Source organism: Arenimonas caeni (assembly GCF_003024235.1).
Classification (GTDB): Bacteria; Pseudomonadota; Gammaproteobacteria; order Xanthomonadales; family Xanthomonadaceae; genus Arenimonas; species Arenimonas caeni.
On the sequence record NZ_KZ679091.1, the window covers coordinates 112323 to 132912 of the forward strand.

The 20590-nt window shown below is 70.1% G+C and carries 16 protein-coding genes; 9 read left to right on the forward strand and 7 right to left on the reverse strand.

Translation table 11 applies throughout. From position 1 onward, the window contains the following. Positions 1-4: 4 nt before the first annotated feature. The 6 genes from C6N40_RS14465 to C6N40_RS09170 all read left to right on the forward strand — a co-directional run bounded on the left by C6N40_RS14465 (position 5) and on the right by C6N40_RS09170 (position 8728). Positions 5-922, forward strand: a complete 918-nt coding sequence (locus C6N40_RS14465) for a phosphoglycerate mutase (protein ID WP_240183489.1) — start codon at positions 5-7, stop codon at positions 920-922. After that, positions 919-2649 (forward strand): single-stranded-DNA-specific exonuclease RecJ, encoded by a 1731-nt coding sequence (recJ, locus tag C6N40_RS09150; RefSeq protein WP_425477689.1) that lies wholly within the window; start codon positions 919-921, stop codon positions 2647-2649. Before C6N40_RS14465 ends, recJ begins: the two co-directional genes overlap by 4 nt. A 53-nt stretch (positions 2650-2702) precedes the next feature. Continuing rightward, a protein-coding gene (gene prfB, locus C6N40_RS09155; protein ID WP_106990715.1) for a peptide chain release factor 2 occupies positions 2703-3825 on the forward strand; the annotation gives its coding sequence in 2 pieces (ribosomal slippage) (positions 2703-2774 and positions 2776-3825; 1122 coding nt in all). Positions 3826-3883: 58 nt separating this feature from the next. Then, positions 3884-5398, forward strand: coding sequence for a lysine--tRNA ligase (gene lysS / locus C6N40_RS09160; protein ID WP_106990716.1), 1515 nt, complete (start codon positions 3884-3886; stop codon positions 5396-5398). Between the two features lie 92 nt (positions 5399-5490). Beyond that, complete coding sequence (locus C6N40_RS09165; protein WP_425477690.1) at positions 5491-6561, forward strand: HD domain-containing phosphohydrolase; 1071 nt, start codon at positions 5491-5493, stop codon at positions 6559-6561. 37 nt (positions 6562-6598) lie between these two features. After that, on the forward strand, positions 6599-8728 hold the full coding sequence (locus C6N40_RS09170) for a response regulator (protein WP_106990717.1): 2130 nt from the start codon (positions 6599-6601) through the stop codon (positions 8726-8728). A 51-nt stretch (positions 8729-8779) separates the two neighbouring features. Here the strand turns inward: C6N40_RS09170 and C6N40_RS09175 are convergent, their stop codons facing one another. Both C6N40_RS09175 and C6N40_RS09180 read right to left on the reverse strand, forming a co-directional pair. Then, complete coding sequence (locus C6N40_RS09175; RefSeq protein ID WP_106990718.1) at positions 8780-9673, reverse strand: crotonase/enoyl-CoA hydratase family protein; 894 nt, start codon at positions 9671-9673, stop codon at positions 8780-8782. 149 nt (positions 9674-9822) lie between these two features. After that, entirely contained in the window at positions 9823-11505 is a 1683-nt protein-coding gene (locus C6N40_RS09180; protein WP_106990719.1) for a long-chain fatty acid--CoA ligase, read from the reverse strand. Between the two features lie 145 nt (positions 11506-11650). On the opposite strand from C6N40_RS09180, the gene C6N40_RS09185 reads away from it, so the two are divergent. Continuing rightward, on the forward strand, positions 11651-12052 hold the full coding sequence (locus C6N40_RS09185; protein WP_106990720.1) for a Cif family virulence factor: 402 nt from the start codon (positions 11651-11653) through the stop codon (positions 12050-12052). Positions 12053-12259: 207 nt separating this feature from the next. On the opposite strand, the gene acnA is transcribed toward C6N40_RS09185, so the two are convergent. From acnA to C6N40_RS09210, 5 genes are all read right to left on the reverse strand, one after another. After that, positions 12260-15007, reverse strand: coding sequence for an aconitate hydratase AcnA (gene acnA / locus C6N40_RS09190; protein WP_106990721.1), 2748 nt, complete (start codon positions 15005-15007; stop codon positions 12260-12262). Positions 15008-15132: 125 nt separating this feature from the next. Further along, positions 15133-15744 carry a high frequency lysogenization protein HflD gene (gene hflD, locus C6N40_RS09195; RefSeq protein ID WP_106990722.1) on the reverse strand — a complete coding sequence of 204 codons (612 nt, stop codon included), beginning with the start codon at positions 15742-15744 and terminating at the stop codon, positions 15133-15135. Continuing rightward, the gene (gene mnmA / locus C6N40_RS09200; RefSeq protein WP_106990723.1) at positions 15741-16856 is read right to left on the reverse strand and encodes a tRNA 2-thiouridine(34) synthase MnmA; all 1116 of its coding nucleotides are present in this window, start codon (positions 16854-16856) and stop codon (positions 15741-15743) included. The genes hflD and mnmA overlap by 4 nt, the downstream gene beginning before the upstream one ends. Continuing rightward, complete coding sequence (locus C6N40_RS09205; protein ID WP_106990724.1) at positions 16853-17317, reverse strand: NUDIX hydrolase; 465 nt, start codon at positions 17315-17317, stop codon at positions 16853-16855. The genes mnmA and C6N40_RS09205 overlap by 4 nt, the downstream gene beginning before the upstream one ends. Continuing rightward, complete coding sequence (locus C6N40_RS09210; protein ID WP_205208584.1) at positions 17314-17781, reverse strand: DUF2147 domain-containing protein; 468 nt, start codon at positions 17779-17781, stop codon at positions 17314-17316. The genes C6N40_RS09205 and C6N40_RS09210 overlap by 4 nt, the downstream gene beginning before the upstream one ends. 117 nt (positions 17782-17898) lie before the next feature. Between C6N40_RS09210 and clpS the strand changes: the two genes are divergently transcribed. Together clpS and clpA are read left to right on the forward strand one after the other, a co-directional pair. After that, a complete protein-coding gene (gene clpS, locus C6N40_RS09215; protein WP_106990725.1) occupies positions 17899-18225 on the forward strand; it encodes an ATP-dependent Clp protease adapter ClpS in 327 nt (108 codons plus the stop codon). A 38-nt stretch (positions 18226-18263) separates the two neighbouring features. Further along, positions 18264-20540: an ATP-dependent Clp protease ATP-binding subunit ClpA gene (clpA, locus tag C6N40_RS09220; protein ID WP_106990726.1), complete on the forward strand. Its 2277-nt coding sequence runs from the start codon at positions 18264-18266 to the stop codon at positions 20538-20540. Positions 20541-20590 lie beyond the last annotated feature (50 nt).

Genomic DNA, 20590 nt, shown 5'->3' on the forward strand with positions numbered 1-20590 from the left:
TCCGGTGGCCGACGCGCCCGCCGGGCCCGCCATCGCCCTGCTGCTTCCCGAGCGCCGGCGCTTCGCCGGGCAAGCGCCGTCGCCTGCCGTGGCACGCCTGCTCGGGCGCGCCGACGCGCTGCCGCCGGCGCAAGCCGGTGAACGCGCGCAGCTGCAGCGCTGGTTCGAACTGTTTCCGCGTGGCTGGCCGGTGGCCGCCATCACCCGCCAGCACGATGCCGGCGACGCCGGCCTGCACGCGTGGCTGCGCGCCGACCCGGCCTATGTTCGGCCCGACATGACCGGCGCGCGGGTGCTGGCCATCGGCGAACTGGGCCTGAGCCCGGCGGAGGCCGAGGCGCTCGTGCAGCCGCTGCGGCCGCTGTTCGGCGACGCCGGCTTCCCGATCTCGGCGCCGGTGCCGTCGCGCTGGTACCTGGCCCTGCCGGTCGACGCGCGGCTGCCGGACTTCGCGCCGCCCGAGGCGGTGCTGGGCGACGACCTGTTCCTGCACCTGCCCGACGGCCCCGAGGGCCGGCGCTGGCGCGCGCTGCTCAACGAGGCGCAGGTGCTGCTGCACAACCACCCCGTCAACCAGACGCGCGTGGCGGCCGGCAAGCCGCCGGTCAACAGCCTGTGTTTCTGGGGCGCGGGCCGGCTGCCCGACCACGTGCGGGCGCGGCTGCGCACGGTCGCGACGGACGAACCCACGCTGGCGGCGCTGGCGCGGCTGGCGCAGGCGAATCCAGGCACCGGCGAAGGCCGGCTGCTGGACCTGCGGCACCTGCGCGAATGGTCCGCGGTCGAGCCCCGCCTCGTCGAGGCGCTGGCGCAGGCGGGCGAGGCGGGACTGGTGCTCGACTTCGCCGACGGCACCGGCTGGTGGCTGCGGGCTGGCCAGCGCTGGCGTTTCTGGCGGCGGCCGCTGGCGGCGCTGGCGTGAGCCCGGCGCCGCGCATCGTCCGCCGCGAGGTTCCCGCGCACGGCCCCTGGCCGGAATCGGTGCCGGCGGTGCTGCAGCGGGTCTACGCCGCCCGCGGCGTCACCTCGCCGGAGCAGGCCGAACTCAAGCTGGCACGCCTGCTGTCGCCCGACGCGCTCGGACGGGTGGGGCAGGCGGCCGAACTGCTGGCCGGGGCCATCGCCGACGACCGCCACATCGTCGTGGTCGGTGATTTCGACTGCGACGGCGCCACCGGCACCGCCGTGGCGGTGCGCGGCCTGCGCCTGCTCGGCGCGCGCCGGGTCAGCTACCAGGTGCCGCACCGCGTGACCCACGGCTACGGCCTCACGCCGGGCCTGGTGGATGACCTGGTGGCGCTGGCGCCCGACCTGGTGCTTACCGTCGACAGCGGCATCGCCTGCCACGCCGGCGTGGCCGCGGCGCGGGCGCGCGGCTGGAAGGTGCTGGTCACCGACCACCACCTGCCGGGCGAGGCGCTGCCCGACGCCGACGTCATCGTCGATCCCAACCTCGGCGACGACGCCTTTCCCAGCAAGGCCCTGGCCGGCGTCGGCGTGGTCTTCTACGTGCTGCTGGCGCTGCGCCGCCGCCTGCGCGAGGCCGGCGCCTTCGAGGGCCCCGGGCCGGATCTGTCGGTCCTGCTCGACCTGGTGGCCGTGGGCACGGTGGCCGACCTGGTGCCGCTGGACTACAACAACCGGCTGCTGGTGGCCGCCGGCCTGCGCCGCCTGCGCCAGGGCCAGGGCCAGCCGGGCCTGCGCGCCCTGGTCGAACTGGCCAAACGCGACGAGGCCAGCCTCACCGCCGCCGACATCGGTTTCGCGATCGGCCCGCGCCTGAATGCCGCGGGCCGGCTCGAGGACATGGCCCTGGGCATCGAATGCCTGCTGTGCGACGACCCGGCGCGGGCGCGCGAGCTGGCCGCCGTGCTCGACCGCATCAACGCCGAGCGCAAGGACGTGCAGCAGCAGATGGTCGATGCCGCCGAGGCCCTGGTCGAGCGCCTCCCGATGGGGGAGGGCGCCCTGCCGCCGGTGCTGTGCCTGTACGAGCCCGACTGGCATCCGGGCGTGGTCGGCCTGGTGGCCTCGAAGCTCAAGGACCGCCTGCACCGCCCGGTGCTGGCCTTCGCCCCGGCCGAGCCGGGCAGCGCCCTGCTGAAGGGGTCGGCGCGTTCGGTGCCGGGCCTGCACCTGCGCGACGCGCTGGCCCTGGTCGATGCCCGCCACCCGGGCCTGGTGGAGCGTTTCGGCGGCCACGCGATGGCGGCGGGCCTGAGCCTGGACGCCGGCAGGCTGCCGGCCTTCCGCGCGGCGATCGAGGCGGTGGTGTCCGAGTGGCTGGGGCCGGTGCCGCCGGGCGCCGAGCTGGCCAGCGACGGCGAACTCGGCCCGGGCGACATCACCCGCGCGCTGGCCGACCAACTGCGCCTGGCCGGCCCCTGGGGCCAGGGTTTCCCCGAGCCGGTGTTCGACGGGGTGTTCAAGGTGGCCGGCTGGCGCCGCGTCGGCGAGCGCCACCTCAAGCTCGACCTGGTGCCGGAAGCGGGCGGGGCGGCCGTGCCGGCCATCCATTTCGGCGGCTGGACCGGCAGCGCGCCGCCGCCGCGCGTGCACGTCGCCTTCCAGCTCGAGCCCGATGACTGGAACGGGCGCCGGAGCGTGCAGCTGCTCGTGCGCCACCTCGCGCCCCCGACCCTCCCGTAGGCGGGGCGGGTGGTATCATTCGCGGCCTTTCGTCACAGCAACCGCAGGACACCATGGAACTCAATCCCGTCCGCCAGCGCATCGCCGACCTCCTGGGCCGGCTGGATTCGCTCAGGGGGTATCTTTGACTTCGACCTGAAGGTCGAACGTCTCGAGGAAGTGAACCGGGAGCTGGAAAGCCCCGACATCTGGAACGATCCGGAACGCGCCCAGTCGCTGGGCCGCGAGCGTGCCTCGCTCGAGAAGGTGGTCGGCGGCATCCGCACGCTCACCGACGGCCTCAAGGGCGCCGAAGAGCTGCTCGAGCTCGCCGAGATGGAGAACGACGAGGACACCGCCAACGCGGTCGTCGAGGACGTCGAGAAGAACGCCCGCGACGTCGAGAAGCTGGAGTTCCAGCGCATGTTCTCCGGCAAGATGGACTCGGCCAACGCCTACGTCGACATCCAGGCCGGCGCCGGTGGCACCGAGGCGCAGGACTGGGCTGAGATCCTGCTGCGCATGTACCTGCGCTGGTGCGAGTCGCGCGGCTGGAAGACCGAACTGATGGAAGTCAGCGGCGGCGAAGTGGCGGGCATCAAGTCGGCCACCGTGCGGGTCGAGGGTGACTTCGCCTACGGCTGGCTCAAGACCGAGACCGGCGTGCACCGCCTGGTGCGTAAGTCGCCGTTCGACTCCGACAACCGCCGCCACACCAGCTTCACTTCGGTGTTCGTCTCGCCCGAGGTGGACGACAACATCGACATCCAGATCAACCCGGCCGACCTCAAGACCGACGTCTATCGTTCCTCGGGCGCCGGCGGCCAGCACGTGAACAAGACCGAGTCGGCCGTGCGCATCACCCACGTGCCCACCGGCATCGTGGTGGCCTGCCAGACCGGCCGCAGCCAGCATTCCAACCGCGACACCGCGATGAAGATGCTTGCCGCCAAGCTCTACGAGCTCGAGATCCAGAAGCGCAACGCCGAGAAGGACGCGGTGGAGGCCACCAAGTCCGACATCGGCTGGGGCAGCCAGATCCGCAACTACGTGCTCGACCAGAGCCGCATCAAGGACCTGCGCACCGGCATCGAGCGCTCCGACACCCAGAAGGTGCTCGACGGCGACCTCGACGAGTTCATCGAAGCCAGCCTCAAGGCCGGCCTCGAAGTGGGCGCCAAGCGCACCGACGCCTGACCCGAAGTCCCCGACGTGTAGGAGCGCCTTCAGGCGCGAAGCTTTCCAGGAACCCGCCATGACCCAGCCCAGCCAGACGCCCGCCGCCGACGAGAACTCCCTGATCGCCGAGCGCCGCGCGAAACTCGCCGCGCTGCGCGCATCCGGCGCCGTCGCCTTCCCGAACGACTTCATGCGCGCCGACTACGCCGGCGACCTGCAGGCCGAGTTCGCGGACAAGGAGGCCTGGCCGGCCGAGAAGCTCGAGGCGCTCGACCGCCGCGTGGCCATCGCCGGCCGCCTGGTGGCCAAGCGCGTGATGGGCAAGGCCAGCTTCGCGCACGTCCAGGACATGAGCGGCCGCATCCAGCTCTACCTGCAGGGCGCCGACCTGGGCGAGGCCTACGAGGCGTTCAAGGGCTGGGACGTGGGCGACATCGTGGCGGTGCAGGGCGGGCTCACCCGCACCCGCACCGGCGAGCTGTCGGTCAAGGCCGGCAGCCTGCGCCTGATGACCAAGTCGCTGCGGCCGCTGCCGGACAAGTTCCACGGCCTGGCCGACGTCGAGCAGCGCTACCGCATGCGCTACGTCGACCTGATCGTCAATCCCGAGGCGCGCGAAGTGTTCGTGCAGCGCTCGCGCATCGTCTCGGCGATGCGCCAGTGGCTCGACGACCGGCGCTTCCTCGAGGTCGAGACGCCGATGATGCATTACATCCCCGGCGGCGCCACCGCGCGGCCCTTCGTCACCCACCACAACGCGCTCGACCTCGACCTGTACCTGCGCGTGGCGCCCGAGCTCTACCTCAAGCGCCTGGTGGTCGGCGGCCTCGAGCGCGTGTACGAGATCAACCGCAACTTCCGCAACGAGGGCGTGTCCACCCGGCACAACCCGGAGTTCACCATGCTCGAGCTGTACGAGGCCTACGCCACGTACCACGAGGTGATGGACCTGACCGAAGGGCTGATCCGCGAGACGGCGCTGCGCGTGCGCGACACCACCCACCTGTCGTGGGAGGGCATGGAGATCGACCTGGGCCCGGCCTTCCGGCGCTGGTCGATGACGGACGCCGTGCTCGAGCACAACCCCGACATCCGCCGCGAAGAGCTGCGCGACCTCGAAGCCATGCGCGGCCACTGCCGCCGCCTGGGCATCAAGTTCAAGGACGGCTACGGCTGGGGCAAGCTGCTGCTGGAGATCTTCGAGAAGACGGTCGAACACACCCTGGTGCAGCCGACCTTCATCACCGACCACCCGGTCGAGGTCAGCCCGTTGGCCCGCGCCTCCGACCGGGATCCCGAGCTCACCGACCGCTTCGAGCTGTTCATCGGCGGCCGCGAGATCGCCAACGGCTTCTCCGAGCTCAACGACCCCGAGGACCAGAAGGCGCGCTTCCTGGCCCAGGTCGCGGCCAAGGAAGGCGGCGACGACGAGGCCATGCACTACGACGCCGACTACATCCGTGCGCTGGAGTACGGCATGGCGCCCACCGGTGGCCTGGGCATCGGCATCGACCGGCTGGTGATGCTCATCACCGACAGCGCCTCCATCCGCGACGTGCTGCTGTTCCCCTACATGCGTCCGGAGTCCTGAGCCCCCGTCGCAAGTGTGTGGGGCAAGTGCTTGCCCGCGTTGAATTCCCGGGGGTAAGCTGCCGGTGAGCCGCGACCCGCGGCAATCACGGTGTGCGCACCCGGGAGCTTTACGTGAACGTATTGATCGTCGATGACCAGCCTTCGCAGCGGACCATGTTCCGCCACCTTCTCGAGGACATCAGCCCGGAGGTGAAGGTCACCGACTTCGGCGATCCGGTCGAAGCCCTGCTGTGGTCGCAGCGCAGCTCGCCCGACCTGCTGCTGCTCGACTACCGCATGCCCAAGCTCGACGGCCTGGAGTTCGCGCGCCGTTTCCGCCGGCCGCTGTCGCACCGCGACGTGCCGATCATCCTGATCACCGTGGTCGGCGACGAGCCGATCCGCAATGCCGCGCTCGAGGCCGGCGTCATCGACTTCCTGGTCAAGCCGGTGCGCCCGCGCGAACTGCGCTCGCGCTGCCGCAACCTGCTGGCCCTGCGCCAGCAACAGCAGAACCTCAAGTCGCGCGCGCACGAGCTCGAGCGCCAGCTGCTGGCGCGCATGCACGAACTCGACGACCGCGAGCGCGAGCTGCTGCAGCGCCTGGCCAAGGCCACGGCGATGCACGACGGCGGCCCGATCGCCAGCCTCGACCGCCTGGGCCGTTATGCCGGCCTGATCGCCGAGGCGCTGGGCCTGTCCGAGGACGAAGTGCGCACTATCGAACTGGCCGCGCCACTGCGTGACATCGGCAAGCTGGCCATCTCCGACACCATCCTGCGCAAGCCGGGCCCGCTGGACGCCGCCGAGCTGGCCGAGGTGCGGCGCCACCCGGAGCTGGGCCACGAACTGCTCTCCGGCAGCGGCAGCCGCTTCGTGCAGGTCGGCGCCACCATCGCCCTGGGCCACCAGGAGCGCTGGGACGGCAGCGGTTATCCGCACGGGCAGGCCGGCGAGGACATTCCGCTGCCGGCGCGCATCGCGGCGGTGGCCGACGTGCTCGACGCCATGACCTCGCCGCGCGCCTGGCGCCCCGCGCACACCTTCGCCGCGGCGATGGACTTCATCCGCTCGGCTTCCGGCACGCTGTTCGACCCGGCGGTCGTCTCGGCGGCGATGGCCCGCCGCGAGCGGCTCGAGGAAGTCTTCCGCATGGTCACCCCGGGGCAAGGCAGCGCCTGAGCCCCTTCCGAGGGAGCCCGCGCGCCCGCGCCACGTCATGATCCGCGCCTTCGCCAACCGCCCCGACAGCGAGCACGGCCAGGCGCTGGTCCGGCTGGTCATCGCCGCGGTGCTGCTGGCCTACCTGGCCGGCCTGGCCTCGGGCGAGGTCGCCGGCGAGGAACTGCGGCTGAGCGTGCTGGTGCTGCTGGCCGAGACCCTGCTGGGCCTCGGGCTGGTCATCGCCATCGTCCTGCAGCCGGGGGTTTCGCACTTCCGGCGCGTGGTCGGCATGCTGGCCGACTACAGCACGCTCGCGGCCATGATGATCCTCAAGGGCGAGGTGCTGGCGCCGCTGTACGTGATCATCCTCTGGGTCACCGTGGGCAACGGCCTGCGCTATGGCACCGGCTACCTGTTCGCGGCCATGGGCCTGGCCGTGGCCACCTTCCTGGCGGTGATCCTCTCCACGCCCTACTGGCAGCAGAACAGCTATATCGCCTGGGGCCTGCTGGTCGGCCTGGTCGCGATCCCCGGCTACCTGATCAGCCTGCTGCGCGACCTGCGTCGCGCCGGCGAGGAGGCGCGGCGCGCGAACGCCGCCAAGAGCCGCTTCCTGGCCAACATGAGCCACGAGTTCCGTTCGCCGCTCAACGGCATCATCGGCATGGCGGAGCTGCTCTCGGGCACGCGCCTGTCGCCGGAGCAGCGCGAGGCCGCCGACGTCATCCAGACCTCGGCCCAGACCCTGCTGCTGCTGGTCGAGGACGTGCTCGACATTTCGGCCATCGAAGCCGGCAAGCTCAAGCGCCAGGACAGCGAGTTCTCGACGCGCGAGCTGGCCAGGCGCATCCGCACGATGCTCCAGCCGATGGCGGCCAACAAGAACCTGGACCTGCAGGTGGAGGTGCAGGAGGGCATCCCGGCGCGGCTGCGCGGCGACGCGCCGCACCTCGGGCAGATCCTGCTCAACCTCACGCACAACGCCATCAAGTTCACCGAGGTCGGCAGCGTGCGCCTGCTCTTCCAGCTGCGGGCGCTGCGCGACGGCAGGGCGGCGCTGCGCTTTTCCGTGCGCGACACCGGCATCGGCGTGCCCGATGCCGCCAAGGGCACGCTGTTCAAGGCCTTCGAGCAGGTCGATTCCGGGCCCACCCGGCGTTTCGGCGGCACGGGCCTGGGCACCACCATCGCCAAGACGCTCACCGAACTGCTGGGTGGCTCGATCGGCCTCGAGGACAACCCCGGCGGCGGCACCCATTTCTGGGTCGACCTCGAACTCGAGGTGGTGCCGGGCGCCGAGGCGGGCAGCCCGGTGTCCTCCGAAGGCAAGGTCATCAGCTTCGACGATCCCTTCGTGCGCCACCGCGCCCGGGTGCGGCCGATGCGGGTGCTCGTCGCCGACGACCAGCCGGCGAACCGGCTGGTGCTGCAGCGCCTGCTCGAACGCGCCGGCCACCAGCCGGTGTTCGCCGAGGATGGCGAGCAGGCGCTCGACCGGCTCGAGGCCGAAACCCTGGACGCGGCCATCGTCGACCTGCACATGCCGGGCGTGGACGGCCTGGAGGTGATCAAGCAGGCCCGGGTGATGCAGGCCGGCGGCGAGCGCACGCCGATCGTGGTGCTCAGCGCCGACGCCACCGTCGATGCCGTGCGCGACGCCGAGGCGGCGGGCGCGTACACCTTCCTCACCAAGCCGGTGGTGGCCTCGCGCCTGCTCGACACCCTGGCCGAGATCGCCGGTGGCGCCGGCGGCGAGGCGGCCGGCCTGCAGCGCAAGGAGCTGCTCCCGACGCTGCGCACCGACGTGCTCGAGGAACTGGCGGGCATGGGCCTGGGCAGCCAGTTCCTGCACGACTTCTCCGAACAGTGCCTGCGCGATGCCAGCCGCTGCCTGGCCGAGGCCGAACGTGCCGCGGCGCAGTCGCGCTGGGACGGCTTGCGCGAAGCCGCGCATGCGCTCAAGGGCGTGTCCGAAAACCTCGGTGCGCAGGCGCTGGTGTTGCGCAGCTCGGAGCTGATGCGCGCCAGCGATGCCGTGCTGGCCAAGGAGTGGCGGCGGCTGGTCGGCAACATCGGCACCCAGCTCGAGGGCACCGCGGCCCAGGTCCGCAGCGAAGTGGCGCGCATCTCGTCGCGCCCGGCGCAAGGCGAGACCGGCCGGCCCACGGACAACGAGTCCGGCTGAGCCGCGCCGCCGGGATGGCCGCCCCTTGCCTGGCGGCCATCCGGTCGTCGCTCAGATCACCTGGCGCAGCGGCGCGTCGCCGGCGACGCGGCGCTTCTGCGCCCGCACCAGCCGCTCCATGGTCTGCAGGCCGCGGTCGCCCAGGCGCATGGCGGCGTCCACCCAGGTGGTGGTGACGCGCATCAGCTCGTCCAGGCTCACCGGGTTGCAGGTCATGCGCACGGTATTCATCGAGCGCAGCGCGTTGCCCATGCGCTTGCGCCGGCGCACCAGCTCGCGGGCGGCCTGCAGGCCTTCGCCGCGCGGCACCAGGAAGTCCACCACGCCCATGCGGTGCAGTTCCTCGGCCGGATAGACATTGCCGTCGAGCATCATCCGCTCGGCCTGGGCCGGGGTGACGCGACGGGAGAGGAAGGTGTAGGCGCCCATGCCCGGGAACAGGTCGAACAGCACCTCCGGGAAGCCCATGCCGGTGCCTTCCTCGGCAATGATGGTGTGGCAGCACAGGGCCGCCTCGAAGCCGCCGCCCAGCGCATCGCCCTGGACCACGGCGATCGAGTGCACGCGGTCGTCGGCCAGGCGGGCGAAATGGAAGGCCACCGAGACGCAGAGCTGGGCATAGGCCAGCAGGCGGGCGCGGTCGCCGGTGCGGATCAGGCGCGAGAACAGCTCCAGGTCGCCGCCGAGGTTGAAGACGTCCGAATGCGAGGCCAGCACCAGGTGGCGGACCTCGTTGCCCGGGTCCCTGGCGTCGTTGGCGATGCGGTTGGCGACCTGGCGCTGGCACTCGCGCAGGTCGACGAGCAGTTGCTCGCTGAAGCAGGGGCGGTAGCCGGTGCCGACGTTGTGGTGCATGAAGCACCACTCGATGCCGGGCTCCGGCTCGGAGCGGTGGTCGACCAGGGTGAGGGCGGGTTCGCGGTTGATGCTCTCGACGACGGACATGGCGGCTTCTCCAGGCAAGGGACGGTGTCCCTACACGTTCCGGATGCGGAGCGCAAGGGGTCCGGGGCAGTCTACACCCGGCAACACGTCCAAACGCCAGCGCCGCCCCGGGAGGGGCGGCGCCGGAGGGACTTGCCTGGGCGGCCCGGTCAGGCCGCGGTCTTGGGGGCGTCGCGCAGCTCGCGGCGCAGGATCTTGCCGACGTTGGACTTGGGCAGCTCGGCGCGGAACTCGACGAAGCGCGGCTGCTTGTAGCCGGTGAGGTTGTCCTTGCAGAAGGCCTTGACCTGTTCGGCGGTCAGCGACGGATCCTTCTTGACGATCACCACCTTCACGGCCTCGCCGGACTTGTCGTCCGGCACGCCGACCGCGGCGACCTCGAGCACGCCGGGCATCAGCGCGATGACGTCCTCGACTTCGTTCGGGTACACGTTGAAGCCCGAGACGAGGATCATGTCCTTCTTGCGGTCGACGATGTAGAAGAAGCCCTTCTCGTCCATCTTGGCCATGTCGCCGGTGTGCAGCCAGCCCTCGGCGTCGAGCACCTTGGCGGTCTCCTCCGGGCGCTGCCAGTAGCCGGCCATCACCTGCGGGCCGCGGATGCACAGCTCGCCGACTTCACCCACCGGCAGCATCCGCCCCTCGTCGTCCTTGACGCAGGCGTCGGTGGACGGGATGGGCAAGCCGATCGAGCCGTTGTACTCGGCCAGGTTCATCGGGTTGATGCAGGCGGCCGGCGAGGTTTCGGTCAGGCCATAGGCCTCGACCAGGGTGATGCCGGTGGCGGCCTTCCAGCGCTCGGCCACCGCGCGCTGCACGGCCATGCCGCCGCCGAGGGTGAGGTGCAGGTTCGAGAAGTCGACCTTCTCGAAGCCGGGGGTGTTGAGCAGGCCGTTGAACAGGGTGTTGACGCCGGTGATGGCGGTGAACGGGATCTTCCTGAGCTCGGCGACGAAGCCCTTCATGTCGCGCGGGTTGGTGATCAGGTAGTTGAGGCCGCCGAACTTCATGAAGACCAGGCAGTTCGCCGTGAGCGCGAAGATGTGGTACAGCGGCAGCGCGGTGATGATCACTTCCTTGCCCATGCTGGCGTTGGCGCCCAGCCAGGCCGAGGCCTGCTGCATGTTCGCCACCAAGTTGCGGTGGGTGAGCATGGCGCCCTTGGCCACGCCGGTGGTGCCGCCGGTGTACTGCAGGAAGGCGATGTCCTGCGGCCGGATGTCGATGGCAGGCAGCGTCTTGCCGGCACCGAGGGCCAAGGCCTCGTTGAAGCGCAGGTGGCCGGGCAGGTCGTAGTCGGGCACCTGCTTCTTGACGTGGCGCAGCACGAAGTTGATCAGCGATCCCTTCGGGAAGCCCAGCATGTCGCCCACGCCGGTGACGATGACCTGCTTGAGCGGGGTGTCGGCGACGACGTCGGCGACCACGTGGGCGAAGTTCTCCAGCACCACGATGGCGCTGGCGCCGGAATCGACCAGCTGGTGGCGCAGTTCGCGCGCCGTGTACATCGGGTTGGTGTTGACCACCGTCAGGCCGGCGCGCAGCGCGCCGAAGATGGCGACGGGGTACTGGAGCAGGTTGGGCATCATCAGGGCGACGCGGTCGCCCTTCTTGAGTTTGAGTTCGTGCAGCAGGTAGTTTGCGAACTGCGTGCTGAGGCGGTCGACCTGGTCGTAGGTGAGCTGCTTGCCGAAGTTGGCGAAGGCCGGGTTGTCGCGATAGGTGCGGCAGGCTTCCTCGAGCACCGAGACGATCGACGGATACTGCTCAAGGTCGACCTCCGGGCCGATGCCCGCAGGATAATTCGCCAGCCAAGGACGTTCGAAACCCATGCCATTCCCCTCGGTTACCAATGCCATCCGACCCGCTGCGACGCACTCTCCATGCGGCGCGCGGAATTCGAGTATTCGCTCGATTGGAGCATACCCCCACGGGTCAGGCAAGGCGCGCCGCGCGGGCTTTCGCGCGGTTTTCACGGTGCTGCTCCTGGCCGGGCTGGCGGTGGTCACCGGATGTGCCCGGACGCCACCCGAACAGGCCCTGCGCGAGACCATCGCCAGCATGCAGGCCGCCGCCGAGGCCCGCGACACCGAGGCGCTGGTCGGGCACCTGGCCGATGACTTCGGTGGGCCGGAGGGCATGGACCGGGACAGGTTCCGCCGCTACCTGGCGCTGATCTGGCTGCGAAACCGCGACGTCGGCGTCACCCTCGGCCCGCTGGACGTCGAACTGATGGGCGACCGGGCGCGCGTTCGCTTCACCGCCGCCGCGCGCGGCGGCGAGGGCCTGCTGCCCGATCGCGCCGAGGTATACCAGGTCGAGACCGGCTGGCGCCTGGAAGGCGGCGACTGGAAACTCATCTCCGCCGACTGGCGCTGAATCTCGCCATCTCCCGCCCCGTCCCTGCAGGAGCGCCTTCAGGCGCGAATCTTCTGCATTTGGCTGTCAGGGCGACTCGCCACTTTCGCGGGTGGAGGCGGCGTGCATTCGCCCCGATACAAGGCCGTGGCCGGCAGGAAAGCAGGAGCCAAAAAGCAGAAGGCCCTCCGTGGGGAGGGCCTTCCGGCGTGACGCGATGCGGCGGGATCAGGCGGCCTTGCGGGCCAGCTGGCGCAGCACGTAGTGCAGGATGCCGCCGTTGCGGAAGTACTCGACTTCCTTCGGGGTCAGCAGCAGCACCTGCACCTGGAAGCGCAGCTCGGTGCCGTCCGGGCGCTTGGCCACCACGGTGGCCTGCTTGCTGGCGCCGTCCTGCAGGCCGGTGATCTCGACCACCTCGTCGCCCTTGAGGCCCAGCGACTGCGCGTTCTGGCCCTCGAGGAACTGGCAGGGCAGCACGCCCATGCCGACCAGGTTCGAGCGGTGGATGCGCTCGAAGCTCTCGGCGACGACCGCCTTCACGCCCAGCAGGTTGGTGCCCTTGGCCGCCCAGTCGCGGCTCGAGCCGGTGCCGTATTCCTTGCCGGCGAACACCACCAGCGGCACGCCCTCGGCCTTGTACTTCATGGCCGCGTCGTAGATCGGCATCTTCTCGCCCGACGGGTAGTGGATGGTGTTGCCGCCTTCCTCGCCACCGAGCATCAGGTTCTTGATGCGGATGTTGGCGAAGGTGCCGCGCACCATCACGTCGTCGTTGCCGCGGCGCGAGCCGTAGCTGTTGAAGTCGGCCGGCTGCACGCCGCGCGCCTGCAGGAACTTGCCGGCCGGCGAGCTGGCCTTGATGTTGCCGGCCGGGCTGATGTGGTCGGTGGTGATCGAATCACCGAACAAGCCCATCACGCGCGCGCCGTGGATGTCGGAAATCGCGCCGACTTCCATCTTCATGCCGTCGAAGTAGGGCGGGTTCTTGATGTAGGTCGAGGCCTCGTCCCAGGCGAACTTGGCGCCGTCCGGCGACTGGATCTGGTTCCAGCGGCTGTCGCCGGCGAAGACGTTGGCGTAGTTGGCCTTGAACATCTCCGGGCCGACGGTCTTCGCGATGAAGTCGCCGATTTCCTTGTTCGTCGGCCAGATGTCCTTGAGGTACACGGGCTGGCCGTCGTTGCCGGTTCCCAGCGGCTCGGTCGTCAGGTCGATGTCGGTGGTGCCGGCGATGGCGTAGGCGACCACCAGCGGCGGCGAGGCCAGGTAGTTCATCTTCACTTCGGCGTGCACGCGGCCTTCGAAGTTGCGGTTGCCCGAGAGCACCGAGGTGACCACCAGGTCGCCCTGGGCGATGCCGGCGCTGACCTCGGTGGGCAGCGGGCCGGAGTTGCCGATGCAGGTGGTGCAGCCGTAGCCGACCACGTGGAAGCCCAGCTGCTCGAGGTCGCCGAGCACGCCGGCCTTCTTGAGGTAGTCGGTGACCACCAGCGAGCCCGGGCCGAGCGAGGTCTTCACCCACGGCGCGGCCTTGAGGCCCTTGGCCACGGCGTTGCGCGCCAGCAGGCCGGCGCCCAGCATCACCGCCGGGTTGGAGGTGTTGGTGCACGAGGTGATGGCGGCGATGACCACGGCGCCGTCCTTGAGCATCACCTTCTTGCCGCCGATCTCGATCTCGGCCTGGCCGTTGGGCAGCACCTCGTGGTTGCCGATGGCGGTGCCGCCGCCCTCGCCCTCGAGGCGGGTCTCGGCGGCGCCGTTGCGGTTGCGGCTGGCGGTGAGCGGGCCGAGGTTCTCGCGGTAGTTCTTCTTGACGTCGGTGAGGAGCACGCGGTCCTGCGGGCGCTTGGGGCCGGCCAGCGAGGGCTTGACCTCGCCCATGTCCAGGCTCAGCACGGCGCTGTACTCGGCCTCGACCGACGGATCGCGCCACAGGCCCTGGGCCTTGGCGTAGGCCTCGACCAGGGCGATCTGCTCTTCGGAGCGGCCCGACAGGCGCAGGTAGTTCAGCGACTCGGCGTCGACCGGGAAGATGCCGCAGGTGGCGCCGTATTCCGGGGCCATGTTGGCGATGGTGGCGCGGTCGGCCAGCGGCAGGTGGTCAAGGCCTTCGCCGAAGAACTCGACGAACTTGCCGACTACGCCGTGCTTGCGCAGCATCTGGGTGACGGTGAGCACCAGGTCGGTGGCGGTGGCGCCCTCGGGCAGCTTGCCGGTGAGCTTGAAGCCCACGACCTGCGGGATCAGCATCGAGCTCGGCTGGCCCAGCATCGCGGCCTCGGCCTCGATGCCGCCCACGCCCCAGCCCAGCACGCCGATGCCGTTGATCATGGTGGTGTGCGAGTCGGTGCCGAACACGGTGTCCGGGTAGGCGACGAGTTCGCCGTCCTTCTCGCCGGTCATCACCACGCGCGCCAGGTGCTCGAGGTTGACCTGGTGGACGATGCCGGTGTTGGGCGGAACGACCTTGAAGTTGTCGAAGGCCTTCTGGCCCCAGCGCAGGAAGCTGTAGCGCTCCTGGTTGCGCTGGAACTCGATCTTGCCGTTGAGGTCGAGCGCCTCGGGCTTGCCGAACACGTCCACCTGCACCGAGTGGTCGATGACAAGTTCGGACGGGATCAGTGGGTTGATCTGGCTGGCGTCGCCGCCGAGCTTGACCACGGCGTCGCGCATCGCGGCCAGGTCGACCACGCAGGGCACGCCGGTGAAGTCCTGCAGGACCACGCGGGCCGGCATGAAGGCGATCTCGGTGTCCGGCTCCTTCTTCGCGTCCCAGGTGGCCACGGCCTCGATGTGCTCCTTGCCCACCGTCATGCCGCCGTCCTCGCAGCGCAGCAGGTTCTCGAGCAGGATCTTCATCGAGTACGGCAGGCGCTTGAGGTCGAAGCGCTGGCCGAGCTTGGCGAGGCTGAAGTAGGTATAGGACTTGCCGTTGACGGCGAGTTGGTCGCGGGTCGCGAAGGAGTCGCTCATGGACAGGCTCCGGGCTGGTTCGACGGGGAGGGGGCTGGGAGTGGCGCGCAATGGGGCCGCGTCAGCCGCTTATTATGCCCCAAACCGTACCCTTCCGTCCGGCCCGCGCCGGCACCGCCGGTGGCTCAGTGCGTTGCCGAAAGCCAGTCGCGGCCGGCCTGCACCAGGGCGCGGCGGTCGAACAGGAAATCCCAGTAGCTGCCGCCGAGCTGGCGCCAGAGCACGGCCGCGCGCAGCGCCGCCAGCAGGGTGGCCCGCACTTCGCCCACCACGTCGGGCTGGCCCAGGTAGACCGGGTTGCCCTGCACCAGCACGCGCGGCCCGACCGGGCTGACCTCGTTGGCGTAGACCTCGCCCAGGCGCGAAAGCACGGTGGGGTGGGTGGGGCCGAACTGCGCATGCTGGCGGGCGATGTCCTGTAGCGCCTCGTGCACCGCGCCGGGGGCGCGGGCGTGCTGGATGAACTTGCGCTCCAGGTGCAGCACGGTCATCGCCATGCGGGTGACCGCGGCGTCGCGCCCGGCGCCGCCCTCGAACTGGGCCACCAGCCGTTCCAGGCCGGGACGCAGTTTGTCGGCGCCGCCGAAGACGTCCTCGGGCGATTCGGCGTCGAAGCGGAAGAGGCTGTCGATGCTGGCCGCCAGCGGCGCGGAAGGCGCCTGGCCGGTCTGGGCCATCTGCTGGACCAGCTGCACGGCCTGGAGCACACCGGCGAGGGCGAGGGCACGTTCCTTCATTTCTGGGGGTCCTGCCTGGATTCCAAGGGGGCGTCGGTGCGGGCGATGACGGCGCCGCCCAGGCACACCTCGCCCTGGTAGAGCACCACGGACTGGCCGGGGGTCACGGCCCGCTGCGGGGTGTCGAAGGCTACGGAAAGCGACCCGTCGCCGTCCACCTCCACGGTGCAGGCCTGGTCGGCCTGGCGGTAGCGGGTCTTGGCGGTGCAGGCGAACGTGCGCGCCGGCGGCGCCCCGTCCACCCAGTGCGCCGGCTCCGACCACAGCCGGCGCGAGTGCAGGAAGGGGCTGTCGCTGCCCTGGTCGACGTAGACGACGTTGGCGGCGACGTCCTTGCCCACCACGTACCAGGGCGCGTCGCCGCGTCCCTTCACGCCGCCGATGTGCAGGCCCTCGCGCTGGCCGAGCGTGTAGTACCAGGCGCCGGCGTGTTCGCCCAGCAGCGCGCCGTCCACGGCGCGCAGTTCGCCCGGGCGGGCCGGCAGGTACTGGCCGAGGAAGTCGCGGAAATCGCGCTCGCCGATGAAGCAGATCCCGGTGGAATCCTTCTTGGCCGCGGTGGGCAGGCCGGCCTCGGCGGCCAGGCGCCTGACCTCGGCCTTGGGCAGTTCACCGACCGGGAACAGGGTGGCGGCCAGCTGCTCCTGGCCCAGCTGGTGCAGGAAATAGCTCTGGTCCTTGCCGGCGTCCAGGCCCCTGAGCAGCTGCCAGCGGCCGTCCCGGTGGCCGACCCGGGCGTAGTGGCCGGTCGCGATCTTCTCCGCGCCCAGGGCCCGGGCCTCGTCGAGGAAGACCTTGAACTTGATCTCGCGGTTGCACAGCACGTCGGGGTTGGGCGTGCGCCCGGCGCGGTACTCCTCGACGAAGTGCGTGAACACGTCGCGCCAGTACTGCGCCGCGAAATTGCGCACATGGAAGGGGATGCCCAGCAGGCCCGCGATGCGCAGGGCGTCGCGGCGGTCGTCCTCGGCCCGGCAGTCGGAGTCGCCGTCCTCGTTCCAGTTCTGCATGAACAGGCCGGCGATCGACTCGCCCTGGCGCTGCAGCAGCAGCGCGGCCACCGACGAATCGACGCCGCCGGACAGGCCGACGATGACCCGGGCGTGGCTCATGCGAGGTGGGCGAGCGCCTGCAGCGGCAGGCGCCGGCCGGAGAGGTAGTCCTCGGCCACCCGCCACACCAGCGGGCTGCGGTGGCGGGCCGAGTCGGCGGCCAGCTCGGCCGGGGTCATCCAGACGGCGCGCAGGATGCCCTCGTCGAGCGGGCGTTGCTCGTGGTGGTGCACCGGGTCGGCGGCGAAGGCCATGCGCAGGAAGTGGCGGCCGTCGCGCGGCGAGGTCCACTGGTAGGCGCCGATGAAGGCGCTGAGCGCGACTTCCCAGCCGGTTTCCTCCAGGGTTTCGCGGCAGGCCGCCTCGAGCAGGGACTCGTCGGGCTCGAGGTGGCCGGCGGGCTGGTTGAGCACCTTCTCGCCGCCGACCGACTCCTCGACCATCAGCAGCCGGCCGTCACGCGCCACCACGGTGGCGACGGTGACGTCCGGCTGCCAGAGGCGCCCGCTGCGGTAATTCAAAGGTCGTCGCTGCCCAGCAGTTCGCGCTCGACCGCATCGGCGGCCGCGGCGGCCAGGTCGATCGCCTCGTCCAGGGCGTCGGCGTTGGCGTCGGCGGGGATCTTCAGGACCAGCATGGCCACGTCGTCCTGCTTGACCCAGGAACCGAGCTTGAGCAGGTTGCTGCGCTCGAGCAGGTCGTTGGCGATGGCGGCGCTGAAGTTGCCGGTTTCGGAGCGGTAGCCGGGCGACCAGATCTCGCGGACCTTGTGGTGGGAGGTGGACTCGACCGCCGAACGGACCCAAACCAGCTGGGTGCGGCCGTCGCCGACGTTGACGGTGATCTGGAAGTCGCCGTCGTCGTCGACGCTGTAGGGCGTGCCCTTGGCGTCGAGCTGGGCCTTGACGACCGGGTCGTGGTCGGCGGCGAAGGCGGTGGGGACGAGCATCAGGGCAAGGGCAAGGCAGGTGGTGCGCAGGCGCATGGCGTTTGGCTCCGGAAAGTTGGCCGGTCGGGCCGGCGGGTCCATTCTCGGCGGAAAGGCCGGAAGGTGTCCACGCAGGGTGAACGCGCCCGGCGCGGCCGGACTTATACTGGCGCCATGCCCCAGAACGAACATCCCGATCCCCGCCACGACCATGGACTGGCCGTCGAAACGGCCCGCCCGGAGGTGGTGCGGCCGCCGCTCTACCAGGTGGTCCTGCTCAACGACGACTTCACCCCCATGGACTTCGTGGTCGAGGTCCTGCAGACCTTTTTCGCCATGAACCGGGAGCAGGCAACCCAGGTGATGCTGCACGTCCACACCCGCGGCAAGGGCGTTTGCGGCGTCTACACGCGCGAGGTGGCTGAATCGAAGGTGACGCAGGTCAACGAGTTTTCCAGGCAGCACCAGCACCCCCTGTTGTGCACCATGGAAAAGGCCTAGGCTGGCCCCATATCGGAGCAAACGTTCCGGAGCAGACCATGTTCAGCAAGGACCTCGAGTACACCATCGGCCAGTGCTACAAGCAGGCCCGCGAAGCCCGCCATGAGTTCATGACGGTCGAGCACCTGCTGCTGGCGCTGCTCGACAATCCGTCGGCGGCCTCGGTGCTCAAGGCCTGCGGCGCCGACCAGCCGCGCCTGTCCACCGGGCTGCGCCAGATCATCTCCGAGACGGTGCCGGTGCTGCCGGCCGACGACCCGCGCGACACCCAGCCCACGCTGGGCTTCCAGCGCGTGCTCCAGCGCGCCGTCTACCACGTGCAGTCCTCGGGCAAGAAGGAGGTCACCGGCGCCAACGTGCTGGTGGCCATCTTCGGCGAGAAGGACTCGCACGCCGTGTATTTCCTCAACCAGCAGGAGATCACCCGGCTCGACGTGGTCAATTACCTCTCCCACGGCATCGCCAAGATCGGCGACGCGGCCGAGGAGAAGGCCGCGCCCGAAGCCAAGCCCGAGGGCGAGGAGGGCGGCGAGGCCAAGGGCAACCCGCTGCAGGAGTTCGCCGCCAACCTCAACGAACTGGCCCGCGAGGGCAAGATCGACCCGCTGATCGGCCGCGAGGACGAGGTCGAGCGCACCATCCAGGTGCTCTGCCGCCGGCGCAAGAACAACCCGCTGTACGTCGGCGAAGCCGGCGTGGGCAAGACCGCCCTGGCCGAGGGCCTGGCCTGGCGCATCGTCGAGGGCAGGGTGCCGGAGGTGCTGCGCGACGCCACCATCTATTCGCTCGACCTGGGCGCGCTGGTGGCCGGCACCAAGTACCGCGGCGACTTCGAGAAGCGCCTGAAGGCGGTGATCCAGCAGATCAAGAAGGAGCCGGGCGCGATCCTGTTCGTGGACGAGATCCACACCATCATCGGCGCCGGCTCGGCCTCGGGCGGCACCATGGACGCCTCAAACCTGATCAAGCCCGTGCTGCAGAGCGGCGAGCTGCGCTGCATCGGCTCGACCACGTTCCAGGAATACCGCGGCGTGTTCGAGAAGGACCGCGCGCTGGCGCGGCGCTTCCAGAAGATCGACGTGGTCGAGCCGACCGTCGCCGAGGCGGTGGCCATCCTCAATGGCCTCAAGTCCAAGTTCGAGGCGCACCACGACGTTGAATACGCGGCCGACGCGCTGCAGGCGGCGGTGGACCTGTCGGTCAAGCACATCAACGACCGCCTGCTGCCCGACAAGGCCATCGACGTGATCGACGAGGCCGGCGCCCGCCAGCGCCTGCTCGCCGAGGACCGCCGCAAGAAGGTGGTGGACGTCGAGGAGATCGAGTTGATCGTCGCCAAGATGGCGCGCATTCCGACCAAGCAGGTCAGCGCCTCGGACAAGGACGTGCTGCTCAACCTCGAGCGCAACCTCAAGATGGTCATCTTCGGCCAGGACCCGGCCATCGAGACCCTGGTCTCGGCGATCAAGCTGGCCCGCTCGGGCCTGGCCAACCCGGACAAGCCGATCGGCAACTTCCTGTTCGCCGGCCCGACCGGCGTGGGCAAGACCGAGGTCACCCGCCAGCTGGCGATGCAGCTGGGCATCGAGCTGGTGCGCTTCGACATGTCCGAGTACATGGAGGCGCACTCGGTGAGCCGCCTGATCGGCGCGCCCCCGGGTTACGTCGGTTTCGACCAGGGCGGCCTGCTGACCGAGAAGATCGTCAAGACGCCGCACTGCGTGCTGCTGCTCGACGAGATCGAGAAGGCGCATCCGGACGTGTTCAACATCCTGCTGCAGGTGATGGACCGCGGCGTGCTCACCGACACCAACGGCCGGGAGGCGAACTTCCGCAACGTGGTGCTGGTGATGACCACCAATGCCGGCGCCACCCAGGCGGCGCGCCGCACCATGGGCTTCGTCGAGCAGAACCACACCACCGATGCGATGGAAGTGATCCGCAAGGCCTTCACGCCGGAGTTCCGCAACCGCCTGGACGGCATCATCCAGTTCGGTTCGCTCGGCATGGACCACATCCTGCGCGTGGTCGACAAGTTCCTGATCGAGCTCGAGTCGCAGCTGCACGAGAAGCACGTCAGCCTCTCGGCCACCCCGGAAGCCCGGCAGTGGCTGGCCCAGCACGGCTTCGACCCGCAGATGGGTGCGCGCCCGATGTCGCGGCTGCTGCAGGACCGGATCAAGCGGCCGCTGGCGGACGAACTGCTGTTCGGCAAGCTCGTGGGCGGCGGCAAGGTCAGCGTGGAAGTGCGCGACGGCGAGCTGGTCGTCGAGGCGCAGGCCGAGCCGGAGAAACTGCTGCCGGCGACGGTCTGAGGCCGGATCTCGGGCAAAACAAAGGTTCTTCTCCCAACTGAGGGGAGAGT

Coding starts and splice junctions, on each gene's coding strand:
- C6N40_RS09210 (WP_205208584.1), bottom strand. CDS start 17,781: ATGCGCCTGCGCACCACCTGCCTTGCCCTTGCCCTGATGCTCGTCCCC.
- clpS (WP_106990725.1), top strand. CDS start 17,899: ATGCCCCAGAACGAACATCCCGATCCCCGCCACGACCATGGACTGGCC.
- hflD (WP_106990722.1), bottom strand. CDS start 15,744: ATGAAGGAACGTGCCCTCGCCCTCGCCGGTGTGCTCCAGGCCGTGCAG.
- lysS (WP_106990716.1), top strand. CDS start 3,884: ATGACCCAGCCCAGCCAGACGCCCGCCGCCGACGAGAACTCCCTGATC.
- mnmA (WP_106990723.1), bottom strand. CDS start 16,856: ATGAGCCACGCCCGGGTCATCGTCGGCCTGTCCGGCGGCGTCGATTCG.
- C6N40_RS09170 (WP_106990717.1), top strand. CDS start 6,599: ATGATCCGCGCCTTCGCCAACCGCCCCGACAGCGAGCACGGCCAGGCG.
- clpA (WP_106990726.1), top strand. CDS start 18,264: ATGTTCAGCAAGGACCTCGAGTACACCATCGGCCAGTGCTACAAGCAG.
- C6N40_RS09180 (WP_106990719.1), bottom strand. CDS start 11,505: ATGGGTTTCGAACGTCCTTGGCTGGCGAATTATCCTGCGGGCATCGGC.
- C6N40_RS09175 (WP_106990718.1), bottom strand. CDS start 9,673: ATGTCCGTCGTCGAGAGCATCAACCGCGAACCCGCCCTCACCCTGGTC.
- acnA (WP_106990721.1), bottom strand. CDS start 15,007: ATGAGCGACTCCTTCGCGACCCGCGACCAACTCGCCGTCAACGGCAAG.